The 18,103-nt window shown below is 39.7% G+C and carries 18 protein-coding genes; 9 read left to right on the top strand and 9 right to left on the bottom strand.

Going from position 1 to position 18,103, the window contains the following annotated elements; translation table 11 throughout:
• Positions 1-4 precede the first annotated feature (4 nt).
• Positions 5-1,216 carry a sodium/glutamate symporter gene (locus L5B71_RS02455; protein ID WP_265756804.1) on the top strand — a complete coding sequence of 404 codons (1,212 nt, stop codon included), beginning with the start codon at positions 5-7 and terminating at the stop codon, positions 1,214-1,216.
• 32 nt (positions 1,217-1,248) lie between these two features.
• On the opposite strand, the gene L5B71_RS02450 is transcribed toward L5B71_RS02455, so the two are convergent.
• On the bottom strand, positions 1,249-2,295 hold the full coding sequence (locus tag L5B71_RS02450; protein WP_265756803.1) for a Gfo/Idh/MocA family oxidoreductase: 1,047 nt from the start codon (positions 2,293-2,295) through the stop codon (positions 1,249-1,251).
• Positions 2,296-2,304: 9 nt separating this feature from the next.
• Positions 2,305-3,699 carry an MATE family efflux transporter gene (locus tag L5B71_RS02445; protein ID WP_265756802.1) on the bottom strand — a complete coding sequence of 465 codons (1,395 nt, stop codon included), beginning with the start codon at positions 3,697-3,699 and terminating at the stop codon, positions 2,305-2,307.
• A gap of 80 nt (positions 3,700-3,779) precedes the next feature.
• Here L5B71_RS02445 and L5B71_RS02440 point away from each other — a divergent pair, with 80 nt between their 5' ends.
• Both L5B71_RS02440 and L5B71_RS02435 read left to right on the top strand, forming a co-directional pair.
• Positions 3,780-4,394, top strand: a complete 615-nt coding sequence (locus L5B71_RS02440) for a riboflavin synthase subunit alpha (protein ID WP_265756801.1) — start codon at positions 3,780-3,782, stop codon at positions 4,392-4,394.
• A gap of 130 nt (positions 4,395-4,524) precedes the next feature.
• Complete coding sequence (locus tag L5B71_RS02435; protein ID WP_265756799.1) at positions 4,525-5,484, top strand: AEC family transporter; 960 nt, start codon at positions 4,525-4,527, stop codon at positions 5,482-5,484.
• A gap of 69 nt (positions 5,485-5,553) precedes the next feature.
• Here L5B71_RS02435 and L5B71_RS02430 read toward each other — a convergent pair whose 3' ends face one another.
• The 3 genes from L5B71_RS02430 to L5B71_RS02420 form a co-directional block, all read right to left on the bottom strand.
• On the bottom strand, positions 5,554-6,363 hold the full coding sequence (locus tag L5B71_RS02430; RefSeq protein ID WP_265756797.1) for a D-hexose-6-phosphate mutarotase: 810 nt from the start codon (positions 6,361-6,363) through the stop codon (positions 5,554-5,556).
• Positions 6,364-6,435: 72 nt separating this feature from the next.
• Positions 6,436-7,386 (bottom strand): lactate/malate family dehydrogenase, encoded by a 951-nt coding sequence (locus L5B71_RS02425; RefSeq protein WP_265756795.1) that lies wholly within the window; start codon positions 7,384-7,386, stop codon positions 6,436-6,438.
• A 107-nt stretch (positions 7,387-7,493) separates the two neighbouring features.
• On the bottom strand, positions 7,494-8,366 hold the full coding sequence (locus L5B71_RS02420) for a LysR family transcriptional regulator (RefSeq protein ID WP_265756794.1): 873 nt from the start codon (positions 8,364-8,366) through the stop codon (positions 7,494-7,496).
• A 98-nt stretch (positions 8,367-8,464) separates the two neighbouring features.
• Between L5B71_RS02420 and L5B71_RS02415 the strand changes: the two genes are divergently transcribed.
• Both L5B71_RS02415 and L5B71_RS02410 read left to right on the top strand, forming a co-directional pair.
• Complete coding sequence (locus tag L5B71_RS02415; protein ID WP_265756793.1) at positions 8,465-8,704, top strand: DUF896 domain-containing protein; 240 nt, start codon at positions 8,465-8,467, stop codon at positions 8,702-8,704.
• A gap of 65 nt (positions 8,705-8,769) precedes the next feature.
• Entirely contained in the window at positions 8,770-9,642 is an 873-nt protein-coding gene (locus tag L5B71_RS02410; protein WP_442780731.1) for a pirin family protein, read from the top strand.
• Between the two features lie 237 nt (positions 9,643-9,879).
• Here L5B71_RS02410 and yccS read toward each other — a convergent pair whose 3' ends face one another.
• From yccS to L5B71_RS02390, 4 genes are all read right to left on the bottom strand, one after another.
• The gene (gene yccS / locus L5B71_RS02405) at positions 9,880-12,039 is read right to left on the bottom strand and encodes a YccS family putative transporter (protein ID WP_265756792.1); all 2,160 of its coding nucleotides are present in this window, start codon (positions 12,037-12,039) and stop codon (positions 9,880-9,882) included.
• Positions 12,040-12,069: 30 nt separating this feature from the next.
• Positions 12,070-12,528, bottom strand: a complete 459-nt coding sequence (gene mgsA / locus L5B71_RS02400) for a methylglyoxal synthase (protein WP_265756790.1) — start codon at positions 12,526-12,528, stop codon at positions 12,070-12,072.
• 60 nt (positions 12,529-12,588) lie between these two features.
• Positions 12,589-13,248, bottom strand: a complete 660-nt coding sequence (locus L5B71_RS02395; RefSeq protein WP_265756789.1) for a curli polymerization inhibitor CsgI-related protein — start codon at positions 13,246-13,248, stop codon at positions 12,589-12,591.
• A gap of 337 nt (positions 13,249-13,585) precedes the next feature.
• The gene (locus tag L5B71_RS02390) at positions 13,586-14,452 is read right to left on the bottom strand and encodes an RsiV family protein (RefSeq protein WP_265756787.1); all 867 of its coding nucleotides are present in this window, start codon (positions 14,450-14,452) and stop codon (positions 13,586-13,588) included.
• Positions 14,453-14,567: 115 nt separating this feature from the next.
• Here L5B71_RS02390 and folP point away from each other — a divergent pair, with 115 nt between their 5' ends.
• From folP to L5B71_RS02370, 4 genes are all read left to right on the top strand, one after another.
• Positions 14,568-15,392, top strand: a complete 825-nt coding sequence (gene folP, locus L5B71_RS02385; RefSeq protein WP_265756786.1) for a dihydropteroate synthase — start codon at positions 14,568-14,570, stop codon at positions 15,390-15,392.
• 54 nt (positions 15,393-15,446) lie between these two features.
• Entirely contained in the window at positions 15,447-16,781 is a 1,335-nt protein-coding gene (gene glmM / locus L5B71_RS02380) for a phosphoglucosamine mutase (protein WP_265756785.1), read from the top strand.
• Positions 16,782-16,854: 73 nt separating this feature from the next.
• Positions 16,855-17,325 (top strand): phosphohistidine phosphatase SixA, encoded by a 471-nt coding sequence (gene sixA / locus L5B71_RS02375; RefSeq protein WP_265756784.1) that lies wholly within the window; start codon positions 16,855-16,857, stop codon positions 17,323-17,325.
• Positions 17,326-17,394: 69 nt separating this feature from the next.
• On the top strand, positions 17,395-18,057 hold the full coding sequence (locus L5B71_RS02370) for a Bax inhibitor-1/YccA family protein (protein WP_265756783.1): 663 nt from the start codon (positions 17,395-17,397) through the stop codon (positions 18,055-18,057).
• Positions 18,058-18,103: the final 46 nt, after the last annotated feature.

Here is an 18,103-nt window from a genome sequence, read left to right as displayed (position 1 = left end):
GGTTATGTTAATCAAAGTGGGAATGTTTCAAACCTTAGCACTTGCAGTGATAGTTATTTATGTCGGCGAGTTTATTCGGCAGCAATTTCCAATCTGGAAAAAATATTGTATTCCTTCTCCTGTTATTGGTGGTGTAATTTTTGCTTCGTTAACAACTTTAAGCCATAGTCTAGATTTAATTTCCTTTCAGTTTGATTATAAAACGATTAATACGTTTTTCTATAATATCTTTTTTGCAGCGATGGGGGTTGCAGCAAGTTTTGCGCTATTAAAGAAAGGTGGGAAATTAGTCCTTATTTTCAGTATATTAGCAGCTACATTGGCGATTTTGCAAAATGTTTTAGCACTAGGTGTTGGAATATTGCTGGATATGAACCCATTAACTGCATTAATGGCAGGTTCTATTCCATTGACGGGAGGACACGGCAATGCTGCTGCGTTTGCACCATTAGCTGAACAGCAAGGTGCGGTTGGCGCGATGGAGGTTGCAATTGCTGCCGCAACCTTTGGTTTAGTGGCTGGCTGTATGCTTGGTGGACCGTTAGGAAGAGGTTTGATAAAAAAACATCATTTAGAACATCAAGTAGAAAATGGACAGGTTATTGAACGTGAAGAAAATGGTATTCTTGCAAAAATTAGTTATCGACGTTCAAGTCAGGCAGCATTTTTATTACTTTTGGCCTGCGGCATTGGGCAAACGCTCTTTTACCTTACACAAGTAGTATTTCCTAAAGTGAATATTCCTATTCACGTAATGAGTATGTTAGGTGGAGTGATTTTACGTTTAATTTTGGATACGAGAAAGCGTGATAACCAAGCTTTGTATGAAACGATAGGTATTATTGGAGAGATTTCGCTAGCCATTTTCGTTTCTGTGGTGATTATTACCATGCAATTATGGAAACTTGCCGATTTGGCGATACCTTTAATTATTATCTTGGTTTTGCAAGCCTTATTGTGCTATGTATTTTGTGTCTTCATTACTTTTAGATTATGTGGTAAAAATTACGATTCAGCAGTGATAGCTACAGGACATTCAGGTTTTGGATTAGGAGCTGTTCCTGTTTCAATGGCGACAATGACCGCGGTTTGCGCCCGTTATCGCTATTCCAAGATTGCTTTCTTTGTTGTGCCGTTAATCGGTGGCTTTATTAGTAATATTAGTAATGCCTTAATTATTACATTTTTCCTTAATGTTGCAGAGACAATATTCTAATAAAAATCCACCTAGTTTAGGTGGATTTTTCATTATAAATTAATCGGTAAACACATTCCTTTATCCGCACTTTCATAGATCAATGCAATCAATTTCAGCACGTTAGTGGCTTGTTGGGCGGTAACCTGTAATGAGGCTTGTGCGGTGAGTACCGCATAAATATTATCGTAATAGGCTTGGTAGTTGCCGCGTTCAGTTTCAATGGGGCTGCGAATAACAATGCCGTTGATTTCGGTGTGGAGTAGTCCCCAGTCTTTTTCAGGCTCAGCGTTCCAATCGCCTTGTGGTTTTATGCCTTTTAGCAACAAGGCTTCTTGGTTATCCATTGTGGCTTTAATGTAGCTGCCTTTAGTGCCTTGTAGGATAATGTAAGGGGCTGGTTCGCGGGCACATTTAGTGGAAGACAGCACCACTTTTTTGTCCGCATAATAGAAAATAATTTCAAAGTTATCTTCCGATTTCGCGCCTGCACGTTGTGCTTTCATATCCGCATAAAGTGCGGTGGGAATGCCGAATAAATCCACGCAATGATCGATCAAATGCACGCCTAAATCATAAACCAGTCCAGAACCAAATTCGCCCGTTTCTTTCCACGCTTTGCTATTAGGTTTTTGGCTGAACCGTTCGTAACGCATTTCATAATGCACAATGTCGCCCAATATTTGATGCTCAAGCAGTTTTTTCACCGTTAAAGCACCATTATCCCAACGGCGATTTTGGTAAACCGAAAGCATTACATTATGCTGTTTGGCGAGTTTATCTAGCTCTTCGGCTTGGGCAGGGTAAACTGCAAGGGGTTTTTCTACGATAACATTTTTCCCTGCCAAAATGGCTTGTTTTGCCATTTCATAATGGGTGAGATTGGGGGTGGTGATAATCACCAAGTCAATTTCAGGGCTGAGCAGTTGTTCAAATTGATGTACCACTTCAAGATAAGGATAGGCCTGTTTCGCTTTTTCGCTGCTACGTTCAAACACTTTACACACTTGAAAACGCGGATCGAGATCTAAAAAAGGCATATGAAAAGTTTTGGCGGACATTCCAAAACCGGCAATGGCGACATTAATGATTTTTTCCATTTGATTTTCCTATTGAATTGCTTTTAGTTTTTGCAAAATTTCTTGGTCAGGTAAGGCCTGAATTTTGCGAATACGCTGGATAAGCAGCACGGCGGCGACAGTTAAACTCACCACAAATCCCACCCAAAATCCTGCCGCACCTATGCTTGGCATTAGCCAATCGGTACGCGATAACATATAGCCCAATGGCATTCCAATGCCCCAATAACAGAACATTGTGATATATAAAATGGATTTAGTGTCTTTATAGCCACGTAATGCACCTGCGGTGATCACCTGAATGGTATCAGAAAATTGGTATAAGGCAGAAATTAACAGTAAATGGCTAGCGATAAGGATCACTTGTTTATCGGTAACATAAATTTTCGGGATCTGTTGGTTGAATAACACAATGATAGACGCAGTAATACAAGCTAAGGCTAATCCCACCGCAAGGGCAGAGTGAAACACCACTTTGGCTTGCTTTAATTGTCCTTCGCCTAAACGCTGCCCCACTAAAATGGTGGTTGCCATTCCTAAGGAAATGGGGAAGGTGAAAATAAATGAACTCGTTGTTAAAGCCACTTGGTGGCTTGCTACTACATCTGTACCCAGTGGGGAGAGCAAAAGGGAAGAAAGAGCGAATAATGCCACTTCGCAAAATAACGCAATACCAATAGGGAAGCCTAAACCTAGTACCTTTTTTAAGGTGGAAAAATCAGGTTTTTCAATGAGTTTATCAAAAAGATGAATATCACGCTGGCTGCGCGCTTGGCGCGAATAGCTAATCATCATTAAGCACATTGCCCAGTTCACAATTGCCGTTGCAATACCACAGCCCACCGCACCAAAGGCTGGCACACCGAATTTACCGTAAATAAAAATATAATTAAGTGGAATGTTAAGAAATAAGCCAGCAAAGGTGATCAGCATTGTTGGCGCCGTTTTGGCGATACCATCATTTAAACAGCGAAAATTAATCATCAGCAAATAACCGGGTAAGCCCCAAAGCATCGCGTGCAGATAATCAATGGTGATTTGTGCCAATCTAGGCTCCATTTTCATATGACTGATGACATAATCGCTGTAATAAATAAACAAGCCAAGGGGAATACAGCTTAACACCACCACCCACATACCTTGTCGCACATAATGGGCGATCCGTTGGCGTTGACCTGAACCATTAAGATAAGAAATAATCGGCGGTAAGGCAAGCAGTAAACCGTGCCCTAATAAAATCAGCGGTAACCAAATGGATGCACCCACCGAAATCGCCGCCATATCGGCAGCACTGACGCGACCAGCCATAATGGTATCCACAAAACCCATTGAATTTTGTGCCATTTGCGCCAGTAAAATCGGGAAAGCGATTGCCACCAATTTGCCCATTTCTTGGCGATGATGTTGAATGAAACTAAATAACATAAAAATATCCGAATTTGTTATATACTATTGTAAGTTTTACCGAATTTACGGTGATGATTTTTAAGATAAGAGAGCTAATTATGTTTACAGGAATCGTGCAGGGCGTTGCCCAAATTCATTCTATTGATGAAAGATCTCATTTTAGAACACAGGTAGTGAAAATGCCACAGGAATTAACCGAAAATCTGGAAATTGGTGCGTCTGTGGCAAATAACGGTGTATGCTTAACTGTCACCAAAATTGAAGGAGATTTAGTCAGCTTTGATTTAATGACCGAAACCCTACGCATTACCAATTTAGGTCAATTGCAGCAAGGGGATTGGGTGAACATTGAGCGCGCGATGAAAATGGGTGATGAAATCGGTGGACATATTCTATCTGGCCACGTTTACACCATCGCTAAGGTATCACAACGCATTGTGTCAGAAAATAACTTGCAAATTTGGTTCGAGTTGCCTGCTCCTGCCTTGATGAAATATATTCTCACTAAGGGATTTATCGCCATTGATGGCATCAGCCTGACCATTGTGGACGTGAAAGGCAACGAGTTTTGTGTAAACCTTATCCCAGAAACGATTCATCGCACCTTGATTGGCAAGCGTGAAGTGGGGGATTTAGTGAATATTGAAATCGATCCACAAACGCAAGCCATTGTGGATACGGTAGAACGCTATTTAGCCAGCCGTAGCGCATAATGGCATAAAATGAAAAAGTAAAGTGCGGTTGAAAATCACGAAATTTTTCACCGCACTTTTTTTAATCGTATTATGTGCTACGATGTGGCAATATGCAATAAACGACACACAGTAGCGATATGGGGGCAATATGCAAAATGATTTTTGGAGTTCCGCGCTTTTTTCTATAAGCGTAACGTTACCGACCTTATTGTTGTTAATACTTGGCATTGGCTTGCGAAAACGCAAAGTGATTGACGATAAATTCAGCCAACAAGCCACCAGCGTGGTGTTCAAAATCACCTTGCCCGCCTTACTTTTTCTTAATGTATTCAAAAATCCCATTGCTGAACTGAATGAACAATTGGTGATGATTTGGGCGTGCGTGTTAGGAACGTTATTGTTGTTTCTCTGTGCAGAAATTTTCGCCGCAAAATTTGTGCAAGAAAAGCGAGAACGTGGCACTTTCGTGCAAGGCGTTTATCGCGGAAATTGTAGTATTTTAGGGCTAGCATTCTGCCTAAATGCCTATGGCGATGCCGCATTAGTGCCCGCCACCATTTATGCCGCCACCACGGCGATTATTTATAATGTGTTAGGTGTGATCACCTTAAGCCGATCCCTTTCTGACGGCAAAGTGAATATTCCACGAATGATCTTAAACGTGGTAAAAAATCCCTTAATTATCAGCATAGTATTAGGCTTTTTAGCCAGTTACTTAAAACTTGCCATTCCTAAATTTATGCTCACTACAATCCAATATCTTGCTACAATGACCTTACCGCTTGCGTTGATTTGCGCTGGGGTCAGCATTGAATTAAAAGCCTTGTATAAAATTTCAGGCATTTCTTTATGGGCAAGCATAGGGCGAGTGATTGTTGCACCGATTTTTATGGTGTTACTGGGGAAATTATTTGGCTTTAGCGGCGTGAATTTGGGGGTGATTTTCTTAATGAATGCCACGCCAATGGCGGCCGCGGCTTATGCAATGGTACGTGGAATGGGCGGCAACGCCAACACGGCAGCGAACATTATTGGCATTACTACTTTCGCATCAATGTTTATTTCTGCTTTAGGTTTAACCATTTTGCACCAAATGGGCTGGGTGTAAGAATCAGCCAAATGAAAAACAAAAGGGCGAAAATCTTCGCCCTAAAATTTGTTAAAAAATCACCGCACTTTATGGATTAAGCGAGATCTTCACCGCACAGCGTTCGCCTTGTTGCAGTGGTTGTGCAATTCTTGCGGTTTCCAAGCAAACCATTGTTTTATAACCTGTTTCGCTAATTCCGCCAGTGGCTTTATGCCAAGGATTCCACAGCACCACATTGCTTGCGTTATGATGTGCGACATTAATTGTACGCCCGTCCCCTTTATCGACAATTTGATGAGAAACAGGGGATTGCACCGTATAAATGCAATCAATATGCTGATCAATTAAACGTGGAGAAGGCACATTTTCTTGCTGTTGCGTTAATGCGTTGAAACATTCGGCTGGTAAGTTTTGCACTTCTACATTGGTCACATCGCTTAAATTAAAGTAGCTGTGTAAAGCAAGTTGGGCAGGTTCTTGTCCATAATGCTGAAAAATAATTTCGCAATCTTGGCTAAAGATCATCGTTGTTTTGGCTTCGATCAAATGATCTGAAGAAAATAAACAAAATTCCAATCGCACTTTGTTTGCTTCAATTTCATAATCACTCAGTTGCCATAAACTGGTTCGCGCATAACCGTGCGCAGGAGATTTTGCCCCACCAAACCAAGGATAGCAAATCGGCACGCCACCACGAATAGCATTGCCTAAGGTAAAAGGTTCAATTTCACTTAGCCAAAACACATCTTTCTGTGCACCTTTCGGCTGCCAGCTAAATAAATGTGCCCCTTGAAGCGAGATCAAGGCTTTACCCATTTGGTGATCCAACACGATGACAGGGATTTCATTGTATTGTTGTAAACGTAATTCTGGGCTAAGTTGTTTGCTATTTGTCATTTTGTTTCCTTGAAAGTGCGGTAATTTTTATAAAATAATAGGCGAATTATATTCGCCTATTATGCTGTGTTATTAACAAGTTAAACCTGTACTTTCAGCCACTTGTTCTACTACTTGGCGTAAGGCTTTGGCGCATTGGTGAAGTTGTTCTAGTTCATCGGCAGGCAGTTTATATTTCAAAATACGTTCTACGCCGTTACTGTTGATGACCATCGGCACATTTACCACCACATCGTGTAAGCCGTATTCACCGTTGAGCATTGTGCCAACTGGCAACACAGAGTATTCATTAATACTAATTGCGCGAATAATTCGGAACACACTAGCAGCAATGGCGTGGTTGGTGTTGAGTTTTAAGCTGAATACTTCTAAACCAATGGCTTTAGTGGCTTTAAGTAGCTCTTGCGGATCGAGCATAGGCACATCATTTTGCAGGCAAAAATCATCGATTTTTTGTCCAGCGATATTTACGATACTCCAAGGAATAAAACTATTTGCGCCGTGTTCCCCCATTACATAACCGAACACGTTTTTCGGATCAATTTTGACTTTATCGGCAATAATTTTCATCATCCTTGCCGTATCCACTACACAACCAGCACTAATTACACGGTGTGCTGGGAAGTTTGTGTTACGAATAATAAAATGGGTCAAAATATCGCACGGATTGGTAACCACAATGATAATCGCATTTGGAGAGTAGCGTTCTAATTGATGGGCAATTTCTACGGTGATTTTTGCATTGATATGACCAATTTCTAAGCGATCTTGTCCCACTTTAATTTGTGCACCAGCGGTGATGACAACCACATCGCTATCACGAGTGTCTTCATATTCGCCAGAAATAATTTTGGTGTTTTTAGCAAAGGTTAATGCACTGGTATGGCTAAAATCCAATTGCTCGCCACGGGTACGCTCTTTATTGAGATCCACCAAGACCACTTCTTGGCATTCACCCATCGTAAGAAGATAATTACAAATGCCTACGCCCACAGCGCCTGCACCGATAATGGATACTTTCATTGTGTTTTCCTGTATTTGTTGTATAAGTTGTTTTCAAAAGGGAATTAATCTTACTTTATCTGTTTCCCTTGCTCAATCCCTGAATAGAAAGTGCGGTGTTATTTTTGTTAATTTTTTGCTATTTTGCTCAAAAAATTAACAAATGTCCGCACAGTTGGCGCAAGCCCGCGATTTTTATAATAAATGGCATATAAAGGCACGCTTTCCACTTGCCAATCTGGTAATAACTTCTGCCAATGAGGTTGAATTAAGCCCGTCAGTTCTGGCAACAGGGCAATGCCATAGCTATTTTCGACCAATTCTGCTAATACTGAGGCATCATTAGCTTGTAAGGCTTTTTTAGTTTGGAGCAACTCGCGTTGATTCCCCCGCTTGAAAAGCCAATTTTGGCCATCACTTTTATGCAGCAAGCGATGGCTTTTCAAATCTTGTGGCGTTTGTGGTGTGTCATTTTCTTTCAAATAGTTGGCAGAGGCATAAACCCCAGAAGCAATATCTAGCAAATGCTTGGCAACCACATCATCAAGATCAAGCTCTCCAATGCGTAAGGCAATGTCCACGCCTTCTTGCAATAAATTCGCACGGCGGTTTTCCATTGTAATATTCAGCTCAACATCGGGGTGTTGGTGTACATAGTGAGATAAATGTGGCGTAAGCCAATAACGCAAAATTTCACTGGAAACAGAAATGCGCAGCAAACCATGGGGCTTGGCTAGACAATCAGCCACAGAATTTACCGCACTTTCTGCCGCCTCCATAGCAATTAAGGCGTGTTGATAAAAATGCTCACCTAGATCATTTAGACGTGTGCCATTGCGATTGCGATCCAGTAGTTTGCTGCCCAGTTGATTCTCTAATTCTGTCAAACGACGGCTTAAGCGAGATTTTGGCACGTTCAGCTGTTCAGCTGCTTGGGTTAGGCTACCAGATTGGATTACGGTAACAAAAAAGCGCATATCATTGAGATCAATTTGTTGCATAAATAGAACCTTAAGTTTTAAAATTGACTATTGTTCACTATATGGAACAAGTATAAACTACGCCACAAGAAATAAGCAAACAGTTTAGGAGAAAGAAAATGCGTATTTTGGAATTAGATAGAATTAATGAATTAGCTCGCAAAGCAAAAGTTACCGCACTTTCTGAAGCAGAATTAAATGAGCGTAGTGCGTTACGTCAGCGTTATTTAGCGGCAATCCGTGGACAATTAACCAATATTTTATCCACCGTAAGTGTGATTGATCCAGACGGCAATGATGTTACCCCAACCAAATTGCGTGAAGCGCAACGTGGTGGAATGCAAGTTGCGACTTATTAATGAATAACTGCTCTGAATATTCAGGGCATCACAAAAAACAGAATTGATAAAATTTAGGAGAAAAAATGATGCGTACAGTAAATCGAGTTTATACCGCACCACAAAAACACTGGGTGGGTGATGGCTTTTATGTATCATCTTTATTTTCACATAGCCAACAAGATAAAGTCACAAGCCCGTTCTTAATGCTAGATTATGCAATGCCAATGGTGTTTAAACCTCATAATGGCGTGCCAAGAGGGGTAGGTGCACATCCACACGCAGGATTTGAAACTGTCACAATCGCGTTACAAGGTGAAGTAGAACACCGCGATAGCGATGGTAACGGCGGCATAATCGGCACAGGCGATGTACAATGGATGACCGCAGGAAATGGGATCGTTCATCAAGAGTTCCATAGCGAAAATTTCAGCCGTACAGGCGGAATGTTTGAAATGCTACAACTTTGGGTAAACTTACCAGCGAAAGACAAAAATGCCCCAGCAGGTTATCAAAGTATTAAAGCGGCAGATATTCCAACTTATCACTTTGCGGATAATGCAGGTACAGCACGCATTATTGCAGGTGAATTGGACGGCGTAAAAGGCCCTGCTCGCACCTTTACTGAGTTAAATATGTGGGAAATGGATATTAACGTAAACTACAGCATCACCATTAACGTGCCAGAAACGCATCATTTTATGTTGGTGGCATTACGCGGATCTGCCGTGATCAACGACAGCGACCGTGCGAATCCAACGGAATTGGTGATTTTCAACCACGAAAGTGGCGAAGTGAAAATCACTGCAGGCGATGAAAACGTGAAAATGGTGCTACTCAGCGGTGTGCCAATTGATGAGCCAATTGCAGCCTACGGGCCGTTCGTTATGAACACCCGCGCAGAATTAATCGAAAAATTCAACGCGTTTAACAAAGGGGAGTTTGGTGAGATTCATTAATTATCAATAATCATCAGTAACCAACTAAGTGCGGTGGTTTTTAGTTTGATTTTGCAACTTAGCGTAATATATAAAAAGAGATGTCCAGTAATTTGCTTTTTATTATTGAATTTCTAAACATAATAAGAATTAAATGCTGGACCCTGCATATAAATGTCTTGCTCTCTCTAAATTAGAAAGATATTAATCTTATATAGATTATCAGAGAAAAAATAAAATCTAGTTTTTTGCACTATTCTAAAACTTGTCAAGTGTTTTTTGATTGTGAAAAATCTCATAAATATGGGGTAGGATTTGGCTGATCATATTCAATTGTTGGATTAGTATGTCTACTTCAGTTGAGTTTACTCTTTCTCTTTGTTTTTCATTGAGTTTATACAAAGATTGAGTAATGTTTTCTTGTAGCTTATCAAATACATGTCGTGATAGGGATTCAATATGTTCTAAGCTATAAATAATTTTTTTTGCAATAGGATAATATTCAGCTACAAAATCAATGTGTTGTTCAATTTGCTTAATATGTCTGCGGCAAGCGCCAAGAGCCGAAATGTAGCTGAGTAATGAATAATTTAACTTTAATATAAGAAATCCTTGCTGTAAGTGAATTTGGTATTTTTCGGGTGCATTACTTATATTGGAGATTATCGTACTAAGTGCAGTAGCATATTCGTGTGCTTTTCGGCGTGCTATGCGGTATTGTAAGCTATCTGATTTGCCAAATTGAAGTTGGCTAATGATGTAAAGTAAATATTTTCCATCGCTTTTAATCGCTTGATGAATTACTTTATTGAGTTGGAGATATTTCCAGTCTGGCCATAAATAAGATACAGCTATCCAAGCAATAAATGCACCAGCTAAGGTGTCAATTAATCGAGAATAAAGTGCAGAGTGAATATCAATACCAATAATATTAAAGCTAATTAATACCTGTAATGTAATAAAAAAGGTAGAAAAACTGTAATTATTTGTACGAAAAAAGAAAAATAGTGTACTAGTCGCTACAACTAAGCCCATTTGTAGTTCCAGTGTGGGATGTGCGTAAGGTAATAAGGAACCTACTATTACACCTAAAATTGTGCCAATAATTCTTTGTTTTAGGCGTAATTTAGTCGAGGTATAATTGGGTTGGCAAACAAATACAGCGGTAAGCAAAATCCAATAACCGCGTGAAAGCTGTAAAAACTCTACTAGCGTACAGCAAACAAACATAACAATAGAAAGTCTTACCGCGTGGCGGAAAAGCTGTGAATCAAAACTGGAATGGCTACGAATGGTAAGCCAAATATTTTTAAAGCCCTTGGCATCGCTATCATCGTGAATCTTTATCCAATGATAATGTGGTTCAGAAGATTTTGGTGTTTGCCCCAAATGGCGTAATTGCCGATCAACGCCTTGTAAATTATTAATTAAGGTCTTGATAGCGGTATTTTGTGTATTGTCTTTATTACGTTGTGCATAATGTTCAAAAGATTGATTCACCCCAATTATTGCCCGATCTAACCGAGAATTATAGTTATAATTGGTATTTTGCTGCAGGCTTAGTGCAACGTCACGACAAGCTTGAGCTTGCAACTCTAAAAGACGTTGAATACGAAAAATTAAATCGCTATTTTTAAGTTGTTGTGCTAACACTTGATAATCGAAATAACTGGAATTAGCGCGTTCATGAATATCTTGTGCGGCAAAATAATAGTTAAGCATTTGTGTGGTTCGAGCGTGTCGATATTGTCCACGAATACGGTAAAACAAAGTTGTACGGCAAGTATTAAAGGCATTGATGAGCTGGCTATTTTTCATCGCAAGGGTAATTTGTTTGCTTTCTAGCTGTTCAATATCATCAGGATCAAAAAATAAAGATTTCGCTTCTAAATATTCGGCTAACGCCAAAAAGGATTTGGCTACCGCATCTTGCACTGGGCGGTTAGGAAAAAATAAATAAACAACAATTGCTGTAATACTATATAACAATGCGCCTAATAAAATTAATAATGAGTTGAGATACCACAGTGTTTCAGGTTGATAAACCAGGGTGGTATAAAGTGCAACCACTAAAGTAGCAAAAGAAATGGTGTTATAACGCTGCCCCAGTGCACCAATCATTGTAAATATAAAGGTAAGCATCGTCATCAAAAGCGTGAATGCAACGCCGTTATCTAGGGTAAACTGAACGCTAAGTGTCGAAATAGAAAATGCAAGCAGGGTATAGAGAATGTTTTTTAAACGTCCTGTCAAGCGGTTATCTAAGTCTGCTAGTCCTCCTGCAATAATTCCTAATACTAATGGCATACTTTGTTGAGAAATATCAAATAGCCATACAGAAAATGCAGCAATGTTTACTGCAATAAAAATAGGAATAGTAGCGATAATTTTTGCATTCAGCCAGTTATTGACGGCCATTTTTATACCTTACTTTCGTAAAAAACCGATTTATTTTAACCGCTCTTTGAGATAATTGGCATAATCGGGTACTTGAATTTCAACAGTTTGGTTAAATAATTGACTTTGTACTAAAAAATCAGCACTTGCCATATTCATTGCCACTGGAATGTTCCACACTGTTGCGATACGCATCAAGGCTTTGACATCGGGATCGTGTGGCACGGCATTCATTGGATCCCAAAAGAAAATGAGCACATCAATTTTTTGTTCTGCAATTAATGCACCGAGTTGCTGATCGCCACCCATTGGGCCACTTAGTAATGGGGTGATCGGTAAATTGGTTTCTGTTTGGATTAAACTGCCTGTTGTACCTGTACCATAAAGTATATGGTTAGAAAGTAAAGTGCGGTGCTTTTTGCACCAATTTATTAAATCTTGTTTACAGTGATCATGGGCAACCAAGGCAATATGTTTGCTTTCTGCAAGCTGGCGAATGGTATTTTGCATTTTTCCTCCAGATAGCAAAAAGTGAGCCTAAAGCCCACTTTTTTCAATAATAATTGGCGATTATTTTTGTTTTTTCGCCCAATTTAAGAAACGTGTTTGTGTTTCTTTATCGGCTTGTTGGAACCAATATTGTAATTGTTGTTCTACTACATTTTCACCTTGCACGGTAATTTTGCCTTTTTGTGCTCTTGCTGAGGTCGGGATGGCAGCTGGCATAGTATTTGTTGCAAAAGAGGAAACGGCAGCCACAGCACCAGAGGCGTTATATTCAGAAAGATTATCAATTAAATTTAAGCCAGGCAAAAAACCTTCACCTTTTAGCTGATCTTGCTTAAAGGGTACATTTTTACCTGATACAGTTTTTAAACTAATGCTTGGGGATTCATTATAAGCGTTTGCTTCTCTTTCTGTTTCAATATGTGGAGCGGAGATCACTAAATCTTCTGAAGTTCCTTGGAAGGTAACGATAATTGGATTTGATTCAAATAAAGTACGGTCAGAACCGCCAACACGAATTACCTCACTTACGCGGACTACCACCTGGTGAGACTGAGAATCATTGGTTTGGAATGAATTATTGGATTTTAATAACGATGTATTGGCTTTTTGTCCGTCAATAGCTAGAAAATCAACATTTGATGAGCTAGTTACCACGCCAGCAAAACTTGCTGTACTAGCTAATAACGCTGTGGTAGCGAGTGCAACAACACGAAATTTCATAGTTACTCCTTAAGGTAGTTGTGCTTGATTTAATGCAATTACATTACGTAATTATTATATGCTATGCTAATTTACCTAAAATGAAAATAAAAAATTATCATTTTATTCAATTATTTTACTTAGCTTTGTGAGTAACAGACAAATTTAGGGGTTTAGGGGGAAGGGATAGAAATAAATCGTGAACTGCCTCACAAATTTGAATTTTCCTATTTGCAGAGATAATCGAGATAGAGTATTTTGCAATACATAATAATTAAGTGCTATTGAAATAGCCAGTTTGTCATATTTTGCTTTCCGAGTAGCGCCTCTTGCAAGGCGCTTTCTTTTATTTTTTATTCTACCATTTCAGTTTAATTAAGTTTGCCTCATCGCTATCCCAAGGTAGTGTTAGCCTTGTTTCACCATAAACAAAAGGAAATAATGCATAAGGCGGATAAATAAAGTTTATCCCATTTTGGTCAAAGTAAAATTGCGGAGAAATAGTGAAATCCTGTTTCTCTGTAAATGTTCCGTCGCTGTTTTCTGGCAAGTTTGAGTAGATTTCCCATAATGCCTTTAATAAGGTAGGCTGATCTTTTTTATCGATAATATCGTCTAAAGAAATCACAGACTGTTTTTCCACATTGATATTAAGATAACTTCCTATTTGTAAGCCGTGCGCACCGCCTGAATAAGTGTAAATATCATTACGGAATGTAACCAAATTATTTCTTTGACCGATATAGCTCATGTGTAGGACTAATTCGGATCCAATACTACCACTCTCTTGCACACTTTCTATAGAATGTTTATGGATCTTAGCAAAGAGATCCATTAAATTTTGCTTAGATGGTGTTGCATTGGCTTTTAAATCTTCGTTACTGTTTTGATTTGAGCTTTCGGTAAATTCTGTGAAGTAATTTAAGCCTTCCTCATATTGCTTACTTATTAATAGTTCATTTAGCCAGGGTACTTGAGTTTCTGATAGATTAACAAAGGTATTGACATGAGATTCTGTTTTAACACCATCTAGTGAAACAGGTACAACTTGATCCTTATCAAAAACAGTTACGTCCTTAACGTGAAGTGCAGGAAAATTTTGTAAGTTTTTTTCTTCACTAGTTTGGGCTTGTGATTTTACTGTCGTTGCTGTTTGATTTTGGTCATTACAAGCAGCTAGGCTAAATGTAGCAGCAAGAAAGAAGGGAATAAGTAGTTTTTTCATTGAACGTTCCTTTTATAAAATGGAATATAATCCTAAAAATTATATACCAAGTTTTTATTTTGTTTGCATAAATATTTCGCTATAATCACTATTATCTGATGCAGAACAAAAAATTATGAAGTTACAAGCTAATCACAAAATCCTTTCATTATCAGAGCCCCAAATTATGGGGATTTTAAATTTTACGCCAGATTCTTTTTCTGATAGCGGTTTGTTTTTTGACCGCGATAAAGCCTTATTTCAAGTGGAAAAAATGCTTAACGAAGGCGCAACCATTATTGACATTGGTGGTGAATCCACCCGTCCAATGGCAGAAGAAGTCAGTCTTGAGCAAGAATTAGAGCGTGTTGTGCCAATGGTAGAAGCAGTGAGAAAACGCTTTGATTGCTGGATTTCTGTGGATACGTCTAAGGCGCAAGTGATGGTAGAAAGTGCCAAAGTCGGAATGGATTTAATTAATGATATTCGTGCTTTAACAGAACCCAATGCACTGCAAACCGCTGTGCAATTAGCCTTGCCCACCTGCATAATGCATATGCAAGGGCAGCCGCGTACAATGCAACAAAATCCCCATTATGAAAATGTGGTGCAAGAGGTACTAAATTTTCTGGAAAATCGTACCGCACTTTGTTTAGCAGCGGGAATGAAAAAGGAAAATATTATTTGGGATCTGGGCTTTGGCTTTGGTAAAACCGTTCAACATAATTATCAGTTATTGCAGCAGTTAGCTACATTCACCCAAGATTATCCTGTATTAGCAGGTATTTCGCGTAAATCAATGATTGGCGCAATATTAGACAAGCCTGTTGATAAACGTATTGTTGGAAGTGTTGCAGCAGCATTAATTGCGGTGATAAATGGGGCGAAAATTGTGCGTGTACACGATGTCGCACCCACCGCAGACGCATTAAAAATTTGGCAAACCACACAAATGGCATAGCCAGCAAATAAATGTAATCATCTTATAATTATAAAAAATAAAAGGAATATATAAATGGCAGAGCGTAAATATTTTGGTACTGATGGTGTGCGTGGAAAAGTTGGTAATTCACCGATTACTCCAGATTTTGTCTTAAAACTGGGGTGGGCTGCAGGAAAAGTGCTCGCAACACAGGGGTATGGTACCGTATTAATTGGTAAAGATACCCGTATTTCGGGCTATATGTTGGAATCCGCACTTGAAGCTGGTTTAGCCGCAGCAGGGCTTTCTGCCGCCTTTACTGGGCCAATGCCAACGCCTGCTATTGCCTATTTAACCCGCACTTTCCGTGCAGAAGCGGGGATCGTGATTTCCGCGTCTCATAACCCTTATTACGATAACGGGATCAAGTTTTTCTCTACACAAGGCACCAAATTGCCAGACGATGTGGAAGAAGCCATTGAGGCTATGCTAGAACAGCCAATAGATTGTGTGGAATCGGCGCAACTTGGACGAGCAAGCCGTATTAACGATGCAGCAGGACGTTACATTGAATTTTGTAAAAGTACTTTTCCAGCCCATTTAAGCCTAGAAAATTACAAAATTGTGGTGGACTGTGCGAACGGCGCAACCTACCACATTGCCCCTAATGTAATGCGTGAATTAGGGGCAGAAGTGATCGAAATTGGTACGCAGCCAAATGGAATGAACATCAATGAAAAATGTGGTGCGACCGATATTAAAGCCTTACAAGATAAAGTGTTAGAAACCAAAGCCGATATTGGTTTAGCTTATGACGGTGATGGCGACCGCTTGATCTTAGTAGATCATCTTGGACATAAAGTGGACGGTGATCAAGCCTTATTCATTATCGCTCGTGAAGCCTTGCGTGCAGGCAGATTAAAAGGCGGTGTAGTAGGTACATTAATGAGTAATATGCGTCTTGAATTAGCTCTAAAAGAATTAGCGATCCCATTTGTGCGAGCTAATGTGGGCGATCGTTATGTCTTAGAGCAAATGCAAGAAAAAGGCTGGCAGCTTGGCGGTGAAAACTCAGGGCATATCATTATTGCCGATAAAAACACTACAGGGGACGGCATTATTGCTTCACTTGCGGTATTAGCGGCAATGGTAGAGCATCGCTTATCTCTTAATGAATTAGCCAGTGCGGTGCAATTATTCCCACAAGTGTTAATTAATGTTCGTTTCGCAGGTGGTAGCAATCCATTAGAAAGCGAACAAGTCAAAGCAGTTGCCGCGGAAGTGGAAAAACGCTTAGCGGGCAAAGGGCGTATTTTATTAAGAAAATCAGGCACTGAGCCATTGATTCGCGTAATGGTAGAATGTGAAGATGGTGCCCTTGCACAACAATGTGCAGAAGAAATCGCAGAAGCAGTGCGTGCAAACTAAACAAATCGAAAAGTGCGGTGCAAAAGAAGCGAGTTTTCGCTTCTTTTCGTCTCATTAAAAATAGAGTAGTCATATGAAAATTTTTGTAATGCGACACGGCGAGGCGCAAACCCTCGCCCCCTCAGATAGTGCAAGACCGCTCACAGAAAATGGTAAACAGCAATCCTATCAACAAGGGCAATGGTTATATGCTATTAATGCCGAGCTTGATAAAGTGTTGGTTAGCCCTTATCTGCGTGCGCAACAAACCTTTGAGCAAGTCAATTTAGCGTTCCAAAATCAACTGCAATCAAAGCAGGAAACTTGGGAGGGCATCACGCCTTATGGCGATGCAAGCTTGGTACGAGATTATTTGCATTTACTGGCGGAAGAAGGTGTACAAAACTTGCTGATTATTTCACACTTACCACTAGTGGGGGATATAGTGCGTGAATTGTCGGGGAAAAATCCAGCGCGTTTTTACCCCGCTGTTGTTGTAGAGCTACATTGCAATGAAAATTTAACACAGAATAAAGTGGTACGAATTGAATCGACAAGTAGGTAAAAGGATTGACATTTATCTATCTAACCTTTACTTTATGTTAGTGATTGTTATTTAAATATAGGAGTGCTTATGCAATCTCGTCTAATTGTTGAAGACAGCCGTCAGGAATCGGTACTTGCCACTAACAAATTGTTACGCAACACTTATCTTTTACTCGCTTTAACCTTAACTTTTTCTGCGGTTGTTGCTTATGTGGCAATGACCTTAAATGTTGCCCCATTACATTTTGGTGTGCTGTTAGTGGGGTTTTATGGCTTATTATTTTTGAATAGCGCCTTAGAAAACAGTGCTTGGGGTATTCTTTCCACTTTTGCGTTAACAGGTTTTATTGGCTATTCTTTAGGTCCAGTATTAAATATGTATATTGGCGCCGGTCTAGGAGATTTAATAGCCCTTGCCCTTGGTGGCACTGCAGCAGTGTTCTTCGCGTGTTCTCTCTATGTACTCAGCACGAAAAAAGATATGTCATTTCTTTCAGGGTTGATGTTTACCTTGTTTATTGTGCTTGTGGTAGGAATGATCGCTAGTTTCTTCTTTAAAATGCCGGCATTCTATGTGGCGTTAAGCTCATTATTTATCGTGTTCTCTAGTATGGGTATTTTATATCAAACCAGCAGTATCATTCACGGTGGGGAAACCAACTATATCCGCGCAACAGTAAGCCTTTATGTATCTATTTATAATATCTTTGTGAGTTTATTAAACTTGCTTGGTATTTTACGCAATGATTAATTATTGCTTTAATTGGTAAATTCAACGCCCCTTTTTAGGGGCGTTT

It is taken from the genome of Avibacterium sp. 21-586 (genome assembly GCF_026226775.1).
Classification (GTDB): Bacteria; Pseudomonadota; Gammaproteobacteria; order Enterobacterales; family Pasteurellaceae; genus Avibacterium.
The sequence above is the reverse complement of the archived record's forward strand: the minus strand, read 5'-3'. Positions and strand labels throughout refer to the sequence as shown.